Consider the following 17,236-nt stretch of genomic DNA (forward strand, 5'->3'; position numbering starts at 1 on the left):
ATTATCCTCCAAATTTCATTGAGTTTCTTAATGCTTCTCGAATATTTCCATTATATTGATTTAAAATCTTGTTGATTTCATTTACATCTTCAATTTTGGATATAATCGCAAAAATCGCATGTTTTACAGATTTATATTTTGCAATATATTTTTCAGCAACTTCTTGATCAACACCTGTAACTTCAACAACAATATTAACCGCTCTTGATTCTAATTTTTTATTTGACATTTGAACGTCAATCATTAAGTTTTCATATACTTTACCGAGCTTAACCATTGCTGTTGTTGAAATCATATTTAAAATAAGCTTTTGTGCTGTTCCTGATTTCATACGTGTTGAACCTGTTAATGGTTCTGGTCCTGTAATTGCTTCAATAGGATAATCTGCAATTTGTGAAATCACTGCATTTTCTGATGTTGTAATACTTGCAGTTTTTGCACCAATTGATTTAGCAAATTTTAATCCACCTACAACATAAGGTGTACGACCACTTGCAGCGATACCAATAACAAAATCTTTATTTGAAATATTGAATTTTTCTAAATCTTTTTGAGCGGCTTGATCATCATCTTCGGCACCTTCTACTGCGTGTCTTAATGCATAATCACCACCAGCAATAATGCCTATAACAGTATCTTCTTTTACACCAAATGTAGGAACACATTCAGAAGCATCTAATACACCTAAACGTCCAGATGTACCAGCACCAATATAGAATAGACGACCACCATTTGAAAGACTTTTAGTCACTTCATCAACTACTAATGCAATTTTATCTAAAACTGGTTCGATTGCTAATGGAACTTTTTTATCTTCCTCATTAATCATCTTTAATATTTCAAGTGTTGAACTCACATCCATATTCTTGGTGCGTTTATTTCTTTGTTCTGTACTAATTGACTTGATATCTACCATAATCTAATCCCTTCTATTTTGTAATCGATAAAGCTGATAGCCGCCATATACTGCTTCACGATTACTCATATTCAATTTAAATTTTAATTTCTTTTTTTCTAATATCTTTATGATTTCTTCTTTAACTAAAGGTGCTTTTTCGACAAACCCACCTTTTAAAACTAATATAAATGCTTCATTCATCTTTGATTTTTTATAAGCATTTAATATTTGAGAAGAAATCTTTTTGGCTTCATTTTTTAAAAGTTTCTGGCTATATTTTAGTGATACATAGGAAGATATCAGTGAAGCAAATTCTGCAATTTCAGACTTATTTTTTTGATATATAAATGATAATAATTCTGCTCTATTTGTTGCTTTTGCTTTTTTTAATGCTTCTTTTTGTAATGGATTTAACTTTTTATTTAAATCCAGCGTTTCAAAAATATCTTCAAATAATTTCATAGAAATACTATATGCAGAACCTGTATCACCAAATAAATGCCCATTACCACCAAAGCGATATAAATTATCATCTTTTAATGTGTAAATCATGCTGCCAGTTCCTGCAATCACATGGATTAATGGTGCATCAGATTCTTTATTTGCATATAAACCTAAATATGCATCTGGATATATATGTGTTTTGACTTGAAACTTCGATTCAAAGAATGACTTTAATTCATCAAGTTTTGAAACTGCTGAAAATCCAGCAATTCCCATGTATATATTTGAAACTTTTTCGTTAATTAACTCATGAATAACATCGACTAATACTGATTTAGCATTGTCATAATTTACTGCAAAATTACTTTGTCCAGCAAGGTATTCTTTGATGATGTTTCCTGTATCATCATATAAAACACCTTTTGTCTTGGTACCACCGCTATCAATTGAAATTATATATTTATTCATATTTTATCGGTGAAACCCCTTTTGGGATAAGTTCTCCTTTTAAGTATTCAATAATCACTTCTATAGCATTTGGTGTATATTCATAAAATGCAACATAGTTTTTAATAGCTGGACTATAGTATAAATCATATGGGTTTCTTAAAGCTAATACGTGTAAATCTTTATCTAAAGTAATAAGCTCATTTACAAGTTTAAGTTGGCTTTGATATACATTTCCGTTATATGTTGTAAAAATGATTTGATCAAAGTTTTGAGCTAATTCCATAACTTCAAGTATTTCCACTTCAGTTGGATTTACGGAAATTTCTTTAACCTTTAATGTCGGAATTAGACGTTTAATAGATTGTGACAATAAATTTTTTCCATCTGTATCATCAGCAATTGTGGTTGCTTTTGGCAATGTTGTAATAATTAATGCTTTTTCTTTTAATTTTAATGTTTCTCCTTTAATTAAAGTGACTGCATCTTTAACAACATTTTTAGCCATAACTTTATTTTCTTTATTTTCAATTAATGTCTTAACCTTACTATATGGACGATCTAAATCGATAGGTTGTAATTCTTCTTTAAATTTAAGAATACGTGATACACGTTCATTTAATGTCTCCATAGACATTTCATTTTTTTCTAGTGCTTCTAATATACGATAAACCGCACCGGTTTGATATGGTAAGTCATGACAAATACATACTAAGTTGGCACCCGCATTAACGCTCATTAATGTTGCTTCAACTGCACCATAGTGATCATCAATTGCCTTCATTTCAATACCATCAGTAACAATTAACCCTTCAAATCCCATATCGTTTCTTAACATATCTGTTAATACACGTTTTGATAAAGTCACGGGTAAATTATTTTCTGTTAAATGTGTAAAGTTAATATGAGAACTCATAATTGCTTTAACACCGTTTTTAATCGCTTCAACAAAAGGTTTAAATTCAAACTTTTCTAATTCTTCTTTTGTTTTTTCAACTGTTGGTAATGCTAAATGTGAGTCAACATGTGTATCACCATGTCCAGGAAAATGTTTTGCAGTTGCAATCACATGATTTTGTAATCCTTTAATTGCGGCAATACCATAATCACTCACCATTTGTGGATCATCACTAAAACTTCTTACACCAATGACTGGATTTTTAGGATTGTTATTCACATCCAAAACTGGAGCTAAATCCATATTAATACCTAATGCTAATAATTCTTCTCCCATTTTATCAGCAACTTCATATGCATTTTTAACATCATTTGTTGCTGCTATTGTCATTGCTCCGGGGAAATATGTAGCATCATCATATATACGAGTAACCATTCCACCTTCTTGGTCAATTGATATAAACAGTGGAATACCAATTTCTTTTAATGCAACACGTTGTAAATCTTGGGTGAGCTTATATAATTGTTCTGCGCTTTCGATGTTGCGAGAAAATAGTATAATATTTCCTACTTTATAATCTCTAATCAATGAAACAACTTCATCTGTTACTGTTGTTCCATGAAAACCTGCCATAATTAATTGGCCAATTTTTTCTAAAGTTGTCAAATTTTTGATATTAAGTTTACTCATATAAATGATACCTCTTTGAAATTTCTTTGAATTTTTCAGTGCCTTCTTTAAAATCATTAAATAACTTATCTAATGATTCACCCATTCTTAATTCGTTAGACCCTGTTAATAAGTCAATCATTGGATGCATACCTTCTTTAAATGGTGCTCTAAACTCAAATCCATCGTATTCAGAAATTAATCGTAATAATTGATATCCAAATTGTACTGGTTCAAATGCTTTACGATCTGTAATGAAAATTTCTATTCCACGACATGTTTCACCTTGATGTTTAGAAAAACTTGGTACAAAATATGCTGGACGAACCAAAATACCTGGAACATTTAATGCTCTCACCTTTTCTGTTAAATCTTCAGCATCAACAAAAGGTGCTCCAATTAATTGGAATGGTCTTGTTGTACCTCTTCCTTCAGAAACATTTGTTCCTTCAAAAATACATGTACCTGCATATGCAAAAACACTATTTAAAGTTGGCAAGTTTGGTGATGGGGCTAACCAAGGAAGTTTGTAATCATCAAAGTATGAATCTCTCTTATAATCTTCCATTGGTATAACAGTTAATTTTGCTTGAATACCATAGTATTCATTGAATAATAATGCTAATTCTCCAATTGTTAATCCATAACGTTGTGGAATGTCATAATAACCGACAAATGAACGATAATTAATGTCTAATAAACTACCTTCAATTGTACTTCCTAATGGATTAGGGCGATCAAATACAACAAATTCAATATTATTTTCAGCAGCAGCCATCATAGCATAAGCCATGGTGTAAATATAGGTATAAAATCGAAGACCCACATCTTGCATATCAAATGCTAAGATATCAATATCTTCTAAAAGTTCTTTTGATGGTTTCTTGTTTTTACCATATAAAGAATGTACAGTAAGTTCTAATTTTTCATCAAAATATGAATCTACATGAACACCCGCTTCTTTATCACCGCGAATACCGTGTTCAGGCGCAAAAAGTACTTTTAAGTTGACATGCTTCTTTAATACTTCTGGTGTTAATTCAAGTTTTGAGTTAACACCTGTTGGGTTGGTAATTAAACCAACCCTTTTATTTTCAAAAATATGTAAATATGATGTGAGTCTATCGATTCCTAATTTCATTCTTTTTCCTCTGCTATACTAATGATAAATTGTTTAACTGGTTTAAGTAATAATGCATATAGAACTGTTGGTGCTGATAAACCAACAAAGAAGAATAATACCATAGTTATTGGTGTTAAGAACATAGCAATTGGAATTAATGCAATTAAAATTGCTAATATCGTTCTAAATATATATTTACCACTTAAGAAAAATGCAAATTTAAGCATTAAACTAAAGCTTGTTTTTGGATAAACAACCATTAGTGGTAATGTGAATACAGATACAAATGCAATGAGAATAATTAATATAATCATGACATAATATCCAATAACACTAAAGACATTCGGATTAATTTCTAAATAATCTGAATAAATTGTTAAATTTAGAATACCTAAAAATAACCCAAACGCTAAGAATAATCCCATAGACATTTTATCGCCGAAGTTCTCTTTAAAGGCTTCAAAATAGCCTTTAAAGATTGGAACTTCACGTTTGTCTAAGTAATTGGTATACATTTTATAACCTGCAACAATCGCTGGATATAATGTGACAATAGGTAAAGAACAAATAATCATTAAGAAATTAATTAATATAATTCTTAATATCCAGTCTGAAACTGTATTAAGTTTTTGATAAAATTGATTTTCTTTTTTCTTACTCATCCTACGATACCTGTTCTTTCAATAGATTCAACGAATTGTCTTTGTACGAAAATGTACATAATGAGTAATGGTAACATCATCAGTAGGGCTGCAACGTTTGCAATGGTTGCTAAGAACATTGGGTTACTCCAAATATCTTGACCAATGAGGTTAAGCGCTCCAGTATAGAATAATGCAGCATAAACGTTATCAGCAGCATTTAATAATCGCATCGTTAAAATTGGGAAACTTGCTGTTGAGATTTCAAATATCTTAACAAAGTATGCATCGTTCCATTGCCATACAAATGCGAATAATGAAACTGTAACAATCGCTCCACGAGCATTTGGCAACATAACGTTCCAGAAAATTCTAAATACTGATGCACCATCAACTTGTGCAGCTTCTTCTAATTCTTTAGGAAGTCCTTGGAAGAAACTCTTAAAGATATAAATGAAAATACCACTTCGAATACCCATTCCAAGGCCACTCATTAAATAAATGGATGTTTCTTTACCAACTAAACGAATATCTCTAAAGTAGATATATTGTGCAAGTGATAAAGCTTGTGGTGGGACAACAATTGTTATGATTACAAATAAGAATAAGATATTTGATCCTTTAAATTTAAGTCTTGAGAACGCATAACCAGCTAATGCAGTTGATGCAACTTGTAAAACCATTGATATCGCACTTAATTTAAATGTATTTAATAATGCTTTCCAATAATCAAGTGTAATAACCGCAATTCGAAGGTTTTGCACAGACCAGTTTTTTGGAATCCAAATAACTGTAGGATCGTTTGCATCTTGCGGTGCTCTTAAAGCTAATAAGACTTGTTGGATAATTGGGTATAAAATGACAAAACACAATCCACCTAAAATGATAGCTCTCATTAAACTAAGTGAAAAAGCTTGGAATTTTCGAGTTCTTCTAACTTTAGCCGCTCTTTGAGCATTAACGTTTTTAGGTGATAGTTTTTGGAGTTTTAAATCTGCTTGTATATTAAGATTCATAATGACTGTCTCCAATCTTAAAGATCTTGAATATCAGCACAACAACAGATAATATTGCGAGAATTGCAATTACATAAATCCATGCCATTGCACTTGCTTCACCCCAATATTGAGAACCTTTTAATGTTTCTGCAATAATATTTGATACAGATGAAGTTAAGAATGTATCAATCAATGCATAGACAATAACGGTTAATAAATGTGGCGTGACGTTTGGTAGTGTAATTAACCAAAACTGTTCATAACTTGTTGCGCCTTCAATCTTAGCTGCTTCATATAAATGAGATGGAATTGATTGAATAGCTGCTAAGAATAAGAGAATTGGAACACCTGAATGTGTTAAGATGTCATAAATTCTATCAATTAATCCAACAACAAATGCTACTAAGAAATCTGGTATACCAGCTTGTAATAAGTAGAATTGTAAATCAAAGATTTGTCCAATACCTTGTTGATTCATAATATCGCTAATAGATGAGTTTCCAGCAAGCGCTGATGTGACAGCAGCTGAGTTTAAAATAACTGGAATAAAGAAGATTGAACGAACAATTGCTCTTCCTTTAAATTTCATATTCAATAATACAGCGATAAATAATGAGAATATAAGCAATACTGGAATATTAATTAAAACATCTTGAATCGTATTTACTAATTCAACTTTGAAGGAAGTTGAGCCTGATGTATGACTATTTAATACCCATAAATAGTTTTCAATCCCTTTGTATTCCATTTCAAGGAACCCAACTTGTGGTGTAAGTTTATAAAAACTATAAACTAATGATTCAAAGAACGGAACAATAAAGAATATTACTAACCCAACAATCCAAGGTAATAAGAATACGATTGCCCATAACATTTTTTGGCGTTCATATGTTAACTCGATTTTCTTTTTAGGTTTTTGCTGATTTAATTTGATAGTATCGTTCATATGATCGCCTCCGATACAACATAATAATTCATACTACGTACAGTCACACCATTTACAACAACATCATAACTATTATAATTAATCATAAGTTTTAAACCATTTGAATATGTAACTTGATATACGTTTGGTTGTAACCTTACGTGATCAACTAAATGTCCTTGATGAATTTTTAATTCATTTTGAATCTTTAATTCTGACTCAATTTGATCTAACCAGTTTAAATAATATGTAGACATGTAGTAGTTATAATCTGTGGTGAGTAATTTTTGTGAGTTATCGTAAGTCAATGTATATTTTAAGTTTGACCCTGTTTCAAGAGATTTTAAGAATAAATATTGACTACTACGATTACTTGTTAAGTTAATTGATGTACCACTATAATCAACTAAACCAGATAATATTAAATGGATTAATGGAATTTGATAATCAATTAACGCATATAAAGTTGTTTCAGTTGGTAAATCCTCAATAAAACTTGCATATGGTACAGCATACATTAAAGGATTAGATAATAAAATTTTCTCATCGATATTATTTAAAAAATCAATTTGAATACGTTTAGCATCTTCTTTGTAAAGTGTATTTTCGTAATCATAATGTCCTGCAAGAAGTGAACCGATATATTCTAACTTCAATCCACTCGCATGAACTGAATTACTGAACTTACCATATAGTGTTTCATAATATAAAGGATTTATAACATATTGATTTAAATCAGTTTCAGCATCATATTCAGAATAAGGTAATCTAGATGGATAATGATAACTGAAGTAAAGTGCATGTTTTCCACGAACTCTTAATGCAGTATATCGATTTACATCAATAATTCCTGAATAATTTTTTGTTGTAACAAAATTTGCTTGTTGATAAAATGCAATATTTAATTCTTTTAGATATGATTCAAAATTATTAAATCCTTCAGTTCCACCTAATACATCCGGAATGTTATTCTTATCAAACAATTGATTTGATAAACCTCCATTTGACATACCTAAGTATGAAACTGTAATCCCAGAAATATTTCTTTCTTTTAATGATTCAATAATTTCTTGAGCTTGAGAGAATGTTGTCATTGAATCAAGTGTTTTATAAGGAATTCCTAAGAAAAATTCTTTTCTATCAAATGCACCAATAAGTTCTGTGACTAATTGTGCTTCTTTTGTATTATCACTAGGTGTTAAACCTAAGTTATTAATTAAGTAGTTTCTAAATACATTTGCAATACCAACATAACTATTTTCTTCTGTTTTTAAGAAATGATATTGAATTGTAAAGTCAGTTTGAACAATATCTTTAGTTAACATTGTTACACCATATTTGTTAAAACCACTACCTAAGATAACTGCTTCAACTTCTCTTAATGCAAATGATGGATATACTTTATTATATGAATCCACACGTCCAGATACATCTGCATTAATATATGCTTGAGCGTCTCCTTCTTTAATGATTGCAGCAAACCCAGAATTTTCTTTTACCATACCAAATAATGGTAAACTAATTTTTTCTTGTTGTTCTGACATTTTATATGGTAATAATGATAAATCTTCACCATATAAACGTTTACGATATGTATTTTGTGTAATCTTTCCGTTATTAAATTGAATAACAGCACCAGATCCATCAGGTAATACAATATATCCTTGTGTATCAACACCATCTTTAACAGAAATTGCTGTACCAAAGTATGGGTAAATGCTAATTTCGCCTAATCGACCGTTCTTTTCAACAATTGAATCTCTTAATACTTTAACTTCAATACCCGTATCAAGTAATTGGATTTGAATTGCGATTTCAAAATATACGCGGTCAACTTCTAAGAAAATACCGTATGATTCATTTTCTTCAGTCGCTTGTTCAAGTGTGTAACCATACTTTTCATATAGTACTGAATATAAATCACGTTTTACTCTTAGAGTCATGCTGTCTGTATATTTAGTATCATCAATAAAATATAACTGTCTTTCTGGATCAAACTTATCGTATGCACGACGCTCAAGTAAACTTTTATCTTCAGGGTCGATTGAATCCATAAATTCAGCTGTTAAGTATTTTGGAAAGTATAAATGTGAAATTTCAATACTTCCAATTTCATATAATACTTGAACTGCATCATCTAAATATTTAATCTTAAATGTTCTATGACCTGCTGGGTTTAATACACCTTCAGGGTGACTAATAGAACGTGTATAGTTGTTTTGAGTAGTTACAGATCCAGCATCATTATAGTATGAATAAGATAATGTTGATTTTTGAGTATTTAACGCTGTATTTGTAATATCTGGTTTTGGATCTTGAACATTTGGGTTTGATAACCAAGTTTCACCTGTTAATTTATCAAATACTTCAATATATGATGTTTTTTCATCAATTGATAATATAAAACGTGCGTTTTCTGCAACAACTTTTTTACTGTCTCCCGGTTCGTTAAATCCATCTATAGTGAATTCATTAACGTTTTTGTATGAATAACTTCTAGGAGACATAGGGATTCCTATAGCTAAGAATGCGACGATGGCTACAGTAAAGAATGCAATTAATAATTTTTTATAATGATGTTTAATCCATTTCATCGTCTTAACCCCAATTCTTCAATAATTGCGGCAATAAAGCCTATGAATTGTTGAATTAAATCAAAGAATAGTAATCCAAAGAAAACCATAACCATCATTGATACAGCTGTACATAAGAAACACCATAATGTTTTAAATAAGCCGAATTCATGAATATTTAAAATACCCATAAATAACATCCATCCAGTTAGGAAGTATGCTAAACCCATAATCAGTGTATAAAATGATGATTCTTCTAATGTTAAGTAGTTGGATAAGAAAACTGCTGGAAAACCAATGATAACAATTGGAAATAATGAATAACCAGTCACCAAAAAGATTTCTTTAAAGTTTCCTTTACCTGACATTAATGTTGTAACACTCCAGTTACCAACAACAAATAATCCTAAAATGAGTGCAACTGTAAATATAATTTGGATATTGTTTAAATCTAACGGATTACGATTATTGATAATAAATCCTTCATATTGGAAGGTAATAATATTAAGAAGAGCAAATAATGCCATCATTAATATTGCTACCCACATTTTGCCTTTTTTGCCAGTTTTGAAATCATCAAAACCATCAAATGGATGGAATAATATATAGTTTGGGAATGAAATTAAGTTATAGAAAAAGTATTTAATTTTTTCACTCATCGATGTTCACTCCCTTTTTCTTGATGCGTTTAAATATTGCAAATCCTGTTGGTATAACAACGATTGCTAACATAATCCATCCAAAATTTTGTTTAATGATTGCGTTTCGATAACGTTGAAACGCTTTTGAGTAATAGTATTGGTCATGACCTAGTTTGAAATATTCCATTGCTTTTTCATATTGACCAGTTCTTAAATAATGTTTACCAATACCACGGTAAGCAACTTCATAATTTGTGTTAAGTACTAATACTTCTTCCCAAATGATAGATGCTTGTTCATAGTCGCCATCACCTTCTAAAGCAACAGCTTCATTAACTTTTTTACCAAATTCTGTATGTTCATATACAACAACAGTTTTTAATTTACGGTCAAGAACTAATAAATTGTCATTTAAGTATCCAAGTGCTACACCTTCTGTAAACTTATCAGACTGTGCTCCGTCTTCACCATTAATATATAAAAGGTTTCCTTCATTATCATATGTGAATAATCTTGAGCGTTTTTGATCGATTACAGTGTAAATACCATCCTTATAGTATGCGATATCAACTAATTTACTTGGTCCTTCAATAACATAGTTATTCATATTTTTAACATAGTGAATATCACCTTTAGGAATGTGATATCCGTTTCGTTTTAATACGTCAATACCTTTAGGATTGATATATTGAATCATGTTGTTATCGTTATTAGTTGTAGCATTACTTGTTGTGTATAAGAAGTTATTTTCATCCATAAAGACATTTGTAAAGTCTGTTGGTAAATATCTTGGTAATTTAGCTAATTGTTCTTCTGTCATTAAAGCACGAGTAAATATTTCAATTGGTGTTAATACAAGTGGGTTAACACCAGTATAACGGTTAAATTTACCATCAAATTCTAGTTCAATGACACCTTCATAAATACCTTTTGAAATAACATACATTCTACCTACAGAGTCTGTTGTTATCTTTAAAGGCTCAAATTCTAAGTCAGATTCTGTAAATGTCACATCATCGACTTCATCAAACACATTAATAACTTCGAATTGATGGTTAAGTTTTACGATTCTATAGTTTGAAGTATCTGCAATATAGATTCCTGTATCCTTAACATCAATACCGTTTGGTCTATTAAGTGTTGTATATAAAGGGTTTTCTAAATTTTCAGTATCAAAGTTTTCATGATAACTAAATTGTGTTGAATAATGAATAAGTTCATATCTGTTATTTACAACGATTAATGCGTTAGATTGTGACGTAACAATATAAATGCGATTATCATGAATAACTAAATCCTCTGGTGAAGACATTAACGGAACAGCTGTAACACGGTTTAATTCAACTTTTGTTGCAGTTGTTGAGTTTATAATTTCGTTTTCTGATACTGAATCTAAATCTTTATAATCCGCAAGTGTTTGTGATTCGAAAACATCTATGACTTCTAAATCGTAATTTAGAACAACAATACGATATGTATCTAAATTTTTTGAATCTAGAACATAGATTTTAGATGTATCAGCTTTAATTCTATCTACATTAACTAGTTTCACTGCTTCTGTTAAAGAACCAGTATATGAACTTGCTAATTCAAATTGAGATCCAGCTTTCATAAGATTTTTATTGCTATCTAATAAAGCTAAGAATGATTGATCTTTTGCAAATCTTATTTCGATTTCATCCACAACAATATGTGAAGCTTTTAAAACATTGAATAAATCAATATGAACGTTTTCTTTAATATCAATAATTTGATATGTGAAATTCAATTGAATGATTCGATAAGTTTCATTAGAACCTTCGATTGCTTTTGAGTCAAGTATATAAATACCTTCTTGATTCACAAACACATCTAATGGTGCATTTAGTCTAATTGAAGAAATTTTTTGTTCTGAATCTAATTTGTCTAAGTAGTCTTTAGAAAATGTAAATTCTTGAGTTAAAAATGTAATATTATTTGATGAATTTGTAACTAAGAATGCATTTCTTGATGAAACTACTAAATAGTTTAAACTGTTATATCTATAACCTGATTGTTCATGCAACTCAATTCCAAGTGATTGTTCATTGAAGTGTGTTGAATATGTTAAACCAGGTGCTGAATGTATTACGTCACCGTAATATGAGTAATTATATCGGATTGCTGCTAGTTGAAAAGGTAGCGAAAATAATAATGCAATTGTTGTTAATAATTTCATATAATCTACCTCCTACTTCATACCAGAATGTGAGAATGTCTCAACAATTCTAGATTGAGATAATATGAAGAATGTTACTGGAACAATCATCATAATGAATGATACTGCAGCAATTGTACCTTGACGTTCAATAGAACCTTGAGCAATTTGTTTTAATGCGTATGATAATGGTTTTAATTCTTCTGAGAAAATGTAAATACCACCATCAGCTGTCCATAATCTTTGGAATAAGAGAATAATTAATGTTAACCAAGCTGGTTTAACAAGCGGCATTACAATTTGGAAGAATATACGATATTCACTTGCTCCATCAATCTTTGCTGACTCAATTAATTCAAATGGAACTTGTTCCATAAATTGCTTCATAAGATATAATCCCATTGAAGATGCAATTGCAGGTAAGATTAATGCCCAAGGTGTATCGATTAATCCAAGCCATGAAATCATAATATAGTTTGGTGTAGCTGTTACTTGAGGTGCGAACATTAATGAATATACAACTAAACCAAAGATTAAATTTCTACCTGGGAATTTATATTTTGCAAGAGGATATGCTGCCATTGATGCAATTAAGACGTGCCCCGCAGTACCTAATGCAGTAATTAAAATTGTATTAAAGAAATATCTTGAAAATGGAATCCATGAATTACCTATTAATTCAGATAAATCTCTAAAGTTTTTGAATGTAAAGTTTCTTGGTAATAGTGTAGGTGGGAAAACGAATAATTCATCAAGTGGTTTGAAGGCATTTGATGCAGTCATTATCAATGGATAAGCACTGAAAATACCAAATAAACCAAGTAGTAAGAATAAGAAAATGTCTCCCCAAATACTACGATTAATTCTCTTTCTCTTTTTTATCTTTCGATTAAGAAGGAATTTTTGGACTGCTTGTTGCATATTATTCACCTAACCTTCTTAAGAATTTTCTTACAAGTAGGTTAGCTCCAATCATAATAAAGAATAGTACTGTTGCTATTGCAGATGCATAACCTAACTCGAATTTAATGGAACCATAGTCCATAAGGTGCGTTACAATTGTATGCCCTTCATACTGAACGGATGGGAATCCAAGTAACTGAATGGATACCTCGGCTATGGAAAGGGATGTTGTAATTTGCATAACAGCACCGAATAAAAGTTGCGGCTTCATTGAAGGTATTGTAATATACCATAATTCTTGCCAGCGGTTTTTAATTCCGTCAATTGCACCAGCTTCATATAATGTTCTATCAACACTTTGAAGACCAGCGATAAATGCTAGGAATGAAACTCCTAAGCTTAACCATAATTGAACGATGATTAATACCAATAACATCCAATCTGGATCTTTCAACCAAAGAATTGGACTATTGATCAAACCTAATTCTCTTAAGAATGCATTTGCATATCCTTGAGAATCACCCGAGAAGATTAATAACCAAATTAAGTAAGCATTACCCGAAATACTTGGAGCATAAAATACTAATGTCATAAATGCTCTTAATTTTGGTTTTAATTCATTAATTAACCATGCGAATACGAAAGCCATTAAGTAACTCACAGGACCTGTGACAATAGCTAAAATTAATGTATTTCGAATTGAAATAATGAATATTTCATCTTCCAATAATAATTTCATGTAGTTATCAAAACCAATGAATCTAGGAGCTTCAAGCATATTAAATTGTGTAAAACTAATACCTAAAGACATTAAAACCGGAATAACAGTGAAAAGAGCAAAAAGAATAACATATGGTGCTAAAAGAACATATAAGTGCTTATTTCTTTTCATATCTTCCCACGTAAGTTTGGCTTTTGTCTTAAAATCTAATTTTATTGATTGCATATGTAAACTCCTCAATCTAAGCCAAATTCACGACGTTTTTTAGCTAATTCGTCATTAATCATTTGGACATAATCATAAAGTGCATCTTTAGGATCAGCTGAATTATTGATAACAGATCTAAAGGCATTATCAAGATATCTACCAGTCATATAGCCACCCGGTACTTCAGGAATACCTCTTACCCAATCCCATTGTTCGATGAGTTTATCAAGTTCTTTAATTGTCCATGGTAATTGTTGTAAGGCTTCAATATTAGCTGTTGTGTAACGAGCTGCAGAACCTAAAATTGATTCCATTTCACGACCAAAACGAACTTGAGTTTCAGTTGAAGTCCACCATTGTAAGAATTGCCATGCGGATTCTACTTTCTTTGATTGATTTAAGATAATCGCACTTGTACCTGTTGCAACAGTATCACGACGAATATATGTATCACCATTTTCATCTTGATATTCTGTTCCTGGTATAACCATGAAATCCCATTTACCACGAATTTCAGGAGCGAATACTGCTAAAGTGTTATATGCATTATAGTATGTAATACCAATTGGCATCTGACCACTTCTAAATCTATTAACAAAGTTTGCATCAACTGGGAATGAATAGTCAGAATAGAAACTTGACCATCGCTTAAATATTTCCGGTCCTAATCCTTCGTTAAACCCTGACTCTCTACCATCATTAATATAGAACTCTCCATTTGCTTGGTAAAACATAGATGAGAAAATAGGGTTTGGAGCTAATACTGTTGTACCTACTGATTGTGGTACTGGTAAATAAACTTCTAAGTTATATCTTTGTAATGTTGGGATCATATTTACCAAATCTTCCCATGTATTAGGAGGCGTTAATCCCAATTGGTTGAAGATATCTGTACGGTAGAACATCATTAACCATGTTTGTGTATCTGGTAAAGCATAATAATTCCCATCATAATAGAACGGAACAAATGCTTCTAATTTAAAGCGTTTTGCAACTTCTTCAAATCCTTCTAATGTTGAAATTGGATAAGCAGCACTACGCATTGCATAGTTCACTGGTGTTGCATTGTCTAATCCCAATGCAACGTCCGGTCCTTTACCAGAAAGAGTTGCAGGAAGTAATGATGATTGAGTAACTAACTTTAAGTCAACTTGAATACCATATGTCGGTGCAAAAGATTCATCAATAAGTCTTCTTAAAATATTAGCTTGGTCTTGACCTTGTGTCATCCATACTGTAATTGTATCTGTTACTTCACCTGTATCACGTTTACCAACTTGAGAATAATCAGTTGTAAATGTTGCTAAAAAGGCTCTAAAATCGTACCAAAGGCTTTCAAAAATTGTTGCTGACATGCGTGGTAGTTTCGCCTCTGGTTGATGTAATATAAAGTAATCAATTTCTAAAGGTTGACCTGAAAGTAAAATAACAAGTGTTCCTAAAGATGAAATATTTGATACTAAGTCAGATAAGTTTTTATGAATTTCTCTTGGTTTTTCTAAGAAAAAGTCAAGTAAGTATATCGCTGTATCTAAAATACCTGTTTTTTCACTTCGTGATCCGGAAATTTCAATTAAAGCATTTTTAATAGAAATTAATATTTCTCTTTCTTCTTCAAATCGTTTTAATAAATTAGGAATACGTGTTGTTAATGCATAATCACGATATTGGTCAGGTTCTGGACCTGTATACATAATTATTTCACGATAAATTGTGTTTAAATTGTCAATTGCTTGTTGCAACTCAGAAATTAATTGCCCATAAATACCAAGTGACACTTCCATTTTAATTTCATGAGTTCCTGCTTCAAGATAGAATAAATAAGCTTCTTCATTTGTACCTAATGTTTGAATTCTCCAATCATCAGATTGAACAAATGGATAATTTCTCATTTCTTCAAATGGAAATTCACCGTCAATATAAATATTTCTAAATACGCTCATACCTGTAGCTAATCGTTGTTTTACACGTAAAGAAATTTCATAAAGTCCAGTCTCAGGTACTTCAAAATTCCATACAATGAAATCTCCTGCAGTATCCCAGTTAGAACCACCAATTGTATTTAATTTGATTAAGCTTGGATGTGAAGGGCTTGTTAGGGCGCTAGTTCTATCATTTAAAGCGTAAAGTGTTGGAGAAGTTGTATAACTTGGAGTTTCCGCTTGAATGAATTTTAAATCTTGATTAGCGACTTTATAGTTGTTTTGTTCATAAATTTGTTTTATTTCTTGATATGTAGGTGTCTTTTTAATTGATTCAACTAAGATATATTCAACAACCATTGGTTCTCTATAACTTTCAATTTCAATGGTATTTAATCCCTCTTCTAAATAAAAATAAAAGGGCTCTGTGATATATCCTAAAGAATCTTTTACATATGTCTCACTCCACATTGGTTTTTCCACTTGACTTGGACGAACATCATTTCCAAGAGAGTCTTGATAAATAACTTCGTCACTACCAAAGTATCTATGGAAAACAAGTTGAGATGCTGCTGTAAAAGGAGTTTCCCCATTTATCTTAATCCCTCTTTCAATAGCAGAACTTTTACCTGGATAAGTATAGTATTTTATCAATATATGGTAGAAGCCTTTTTCTTCAATATCAACTTGATATGTAAAAGATCCTGCTTCGTAAGTCAGTAATGACTCAGACACACCATGATAATTGTTTAAGATTTCATAATCCCCTTCAACATTAATGAAATCAAGCGCTGAAATCGTATAACGATATCCCTGCGGGAACAGTTGTTCTTTTGATTCAACGTAATTTCGATAGTTTTGCACATAAGAATCTTCAGAAGATACTCTATTTGATTCAACATTTATCTGTTGATTTAATCTCAACGTGTTAACATTTGTAAACGCAGAAACTGTATCAAATATAATCCATCCAAATAGTGCAATTCCTATCACGATGAGTGTTATATATAATTTCTTCATGTTTCACCTCATGAAAATGGCACAACCTTC

General features: G+C 30.8%; 13 protein-coding genes. All 13 read right to left on the reverse strand.

The window, feature by feature from the left end; all coding sequences use genetic code 11:
• Window position 1 precedes the first annotated feature (1 nt).
• From murQ to T434_RS06765, 13 genes are read right to left on the reverse strand one after another with little or no spacing between them, the layout of a single operon-like run.
• Window positions 2-916, reverse strand: coding sequence for an N-acetylmuramic acid 6-phosphate etherase (gene murQ / locus T434_RS0103075; RefSeq protein ID WP_026399850.1), 915 nt, complete (start codon window positions 914-916; stop codon window positions 2-4).
• A gap of 3 nt (window positions 917-919) precedes the next feature.
• Window positions 920-1,810, reverse strand: coding sequence for a BadF/BadG/BcrA/BcrD ATPase family protein (locus T434_RS0103080; protein ID WP_026399851.1), 891 nt, complete (start codon window positions 1,808-1,810; stop codon window positions 920-922).
• Window positions 1,803-3,377, reverse strand: a complete 1,575-nt coding sequence (nagZ, locus tag T434_RS0103085) for a beta-N-acetylhexosaminidase (protein ID WP_026399852.1) — start codon at window positions 3,375-3,377, stop codon at window positions 1,803-1,805. Before nagZ ends, T434_RS0103080 begins: the two co-directional genes overlap by 8 nt.
• Window positions 3,370-4,497 (reverse strand): exo-beta-N-acetylmuramidase NamZ family protein, encoded by a 1,128-nt coding sequence (locus T434_RS0103090; RefSeq protein ID WP_026399853.1) that lies wholly within the window; start codon window positions 4,495-4,497, stop codon window positions 3,370-3,372. The genes nagZ and T434_RS0103090 overlap by 8 nt, the downstream gene beginning before the upstream one ends.
• Window positions 4,494-5,141, reverse strand: coding sequence for a DUF624 domain-containing protein (locus T434_RS0103095; protein WP_162150667.1), 648 nt, complete (start codon window positions 5,139-5,141; stop codon window positions 4,494-4,496). The genes T434_RS0103090 and T434_RS0103095 overlap by 4 nt, the downstream gene beginning before the upstream one ends.
• Window positions 5,138-6,136 carry a carbohydrate ABC transporter permease gene (locus tag T434_RS06755; protein ID WP_035358236.1) on the reverse strand — a complete coding sequence of 333 codons (999 nt, stop codon included), beginning with the start codon at window positions 6,134-6,136 and terminating at the stop codon, window positions 5,138-5,140. The genes T434_RS0103095 and T434_RS06755 overlap by 4 nt, the downstream gene beginning before the upstream one ends.
• A complete protein-coding gene (locus tag T434_RS0103105) occupies window positions 6,126-7,064 on the reverse strand; it encodes a carbohydrate ABC transporter permease (RefSeq protein WP_035358216.1) in 939 nt (312 codons plus the stop codon). Before T434_RS0103105 ends, T434_RS06755 begins: the two co-directional genes overlap by 11 nt.
• On the reverse strand, window positions 7,061-9,637 hold the full coding sequence (locus T434_RS0103110) for a DUF5696 domain-containing protein (RefSeq protein ID WP_162150668.1): 2,577 nt from the start codon (window positions 9,635-9,637) through the stop codon (window positions 7,061-7,063). The genes T434_RS0103105 and T434_RS0103110 overlap by 4 nt, the downstream gene beginning before the upstream one ends.
• Complete coding sequence (locus tag T434_RS06760) at window positions 9,634-10,275, reverse strand: YIP1 family protein (protein WP_162150669.1); 642 nt, start codon at window positions 10,273-10,275, stop codon at window positions 9,634-9,636. The genes T434_RS0103110 and T434_RS06760 overlap by 4 nt, the downstream gene beginning before the upstream one ends.
• Window positions 10,268-12,454, reverse strand: coding sequence for a hypothetical protein (locus tag T434_RS0103120; protein WP_162150670.1), 2,187 nt, complete (start codon window positions 12,452-12,454; stop codon window positions 10,268-10,270). The genes T434_RS06760 and T434_RS0103120 overlap by 8 nt, the downstream gene beginning before the upstream one ends.
• Window positions 12,455-12,466: 12 nt before the next feature.
• Window positions 12,467-13,354 (reverse strand): carbohydrate ABC transporter permease, encoded by an 888-nt coding sequence (locus tag T434_RS0103125; RefSeq protein WP_026399858.1) that lies wholly within the window; start codon window positions 13,352-13,354, stop codon window positions 12,467-12,469.
• Window position 13,355: 1 nt separating this feature from the next.
• A complete protein-coding gene (locus T434_RS0103130; RefSeq protein ID WP_026399859.1) occupies window positions 13,356-14,282 on the reverse strand; it encodes a carbohydrate ABC transporter permease in 927 nt (308 codons plus the stop codon).
• A gap of 11 nt (window positions 14,283-14,293) precedes the next feature.
• Window positions 14,294-17,206 (reverse strand): extracellular solute-binding protein, encoded by a 2,913-nt coding sequence (locus tag T434_RS06765; protein ID WP_162150671.1) that lies wholly within the window; start codon window positions 17,204-17,206, stop codon window positions 14,294-14,296.
• Window positions 17,207-17,236 lie beyond the last annotated feature (30 nt).

This window comes from Acholeplasma equifetale ATCC 29724, from assembly GCF_000687735.1.
In the GTDB taxonomy this organism is placed as follows: Bacteria; Bacillota_I; Bacilli_A; order Acholeplasmatales; family Acholeplasmataceae; genus Acholeplasma; species Acholeplasma equifetale.

What these genes read in the sequence shown, in the direction of transcription:
- T434_RS06765 (WP_162150671.1), bottom strand. Translation starts at nt 17,206, where the DNA reads ATGAAGAAATTATATATAACACTCATCGTGATAGGAATTGCACTATTT.
- T434_RS0103120 (WP_162150670.1), bottom strand. Translation starts at nt 12,454, where the DNA reads ATGAAATTATTAACAACAATTGCATTATTATTTTCGCTACCTTTTCAA.
- T434_RS0103090 (WP_026399853.1), bottom strand. Translation starts at nt 4,497, where the DNA reads ATGAAATTAGGAATCGATAGACTCACATCATATTTACATATTTTTGAA.
- T434_RS06760 (WP_162150669.1), bottom strand. Translation starts at nt 10,275, where the DNA reads ATGAGTGAAAAAATTAAATACTTTTTCTATAACTTAATTTCATTCCCA.
- T434_RS06755 (WP_035358236.1), bottom strand. Translation starts at nt 6,136, where the DNA reads ATGAATCTTAATATACAAGCAGATTTAAAACTCCAAAAACTATCACCT.
- T434_RS0103080 (WP_026399851.1), bottom strand. Translation starts at nt 1,810, where the DNA reads ATGAATAAATATATAATTTCAATTGATAGCGGTGGTACCAAGACAAAA.
- T434_RS0103130 (WP_026399859.1), bottom strand. Translation starts at nt 14,282, where the DNA reads ATGCAATCAATAAAATTAGATTTTAAGACAAAAGCCAAACTTACGTGG.
- nagZ (WP_026399852.1), bottom strand. Translation starts at nt 3,377, where the DNA reads ATGAGTAAACTTAATATCAAAAATTTGACAACTTTAGAAAAAATTGGC.
- T434_RS0103095 (WP_162150667.1), bottom strand. Translation starts at nt 5,141, where the DNA reads ATGAGTAAGAAAAAAGAAAATCAATTTTATCAAAAACTTAATACAGTT.
- T434_RS0103110 (WP_162150668.1), bottom strand. Translation starts at nt 9,637, where the DNA reads ATGAAATGGATTAAACATCATTATAAAAAATTATTAATTGCATTCTTT.
- T434_RS0103125 (WP_026399858.1), bottom strand. Translation starts at nt 13,354, where the DNA reads ATGCAACAAGCAGTCCAAAAATTCCTTCTTAATCGAAAGATAAAAAAG.
- T434_RS0103105 (WP_035358216.1), bottom strand. Translation starts at nt 7,064, where the DNA reads ATGAACGATACTATCAAATTAAATCAGCAAAAACCTAAAAAGAAAATC.
- murQ (WP_026399850.1), bottom strand. Translation starts at nt 916, where the DNA reads ATGGTAGATATCAAGTCAATTAGTACAGAACAAAGAAATAAACGCACC.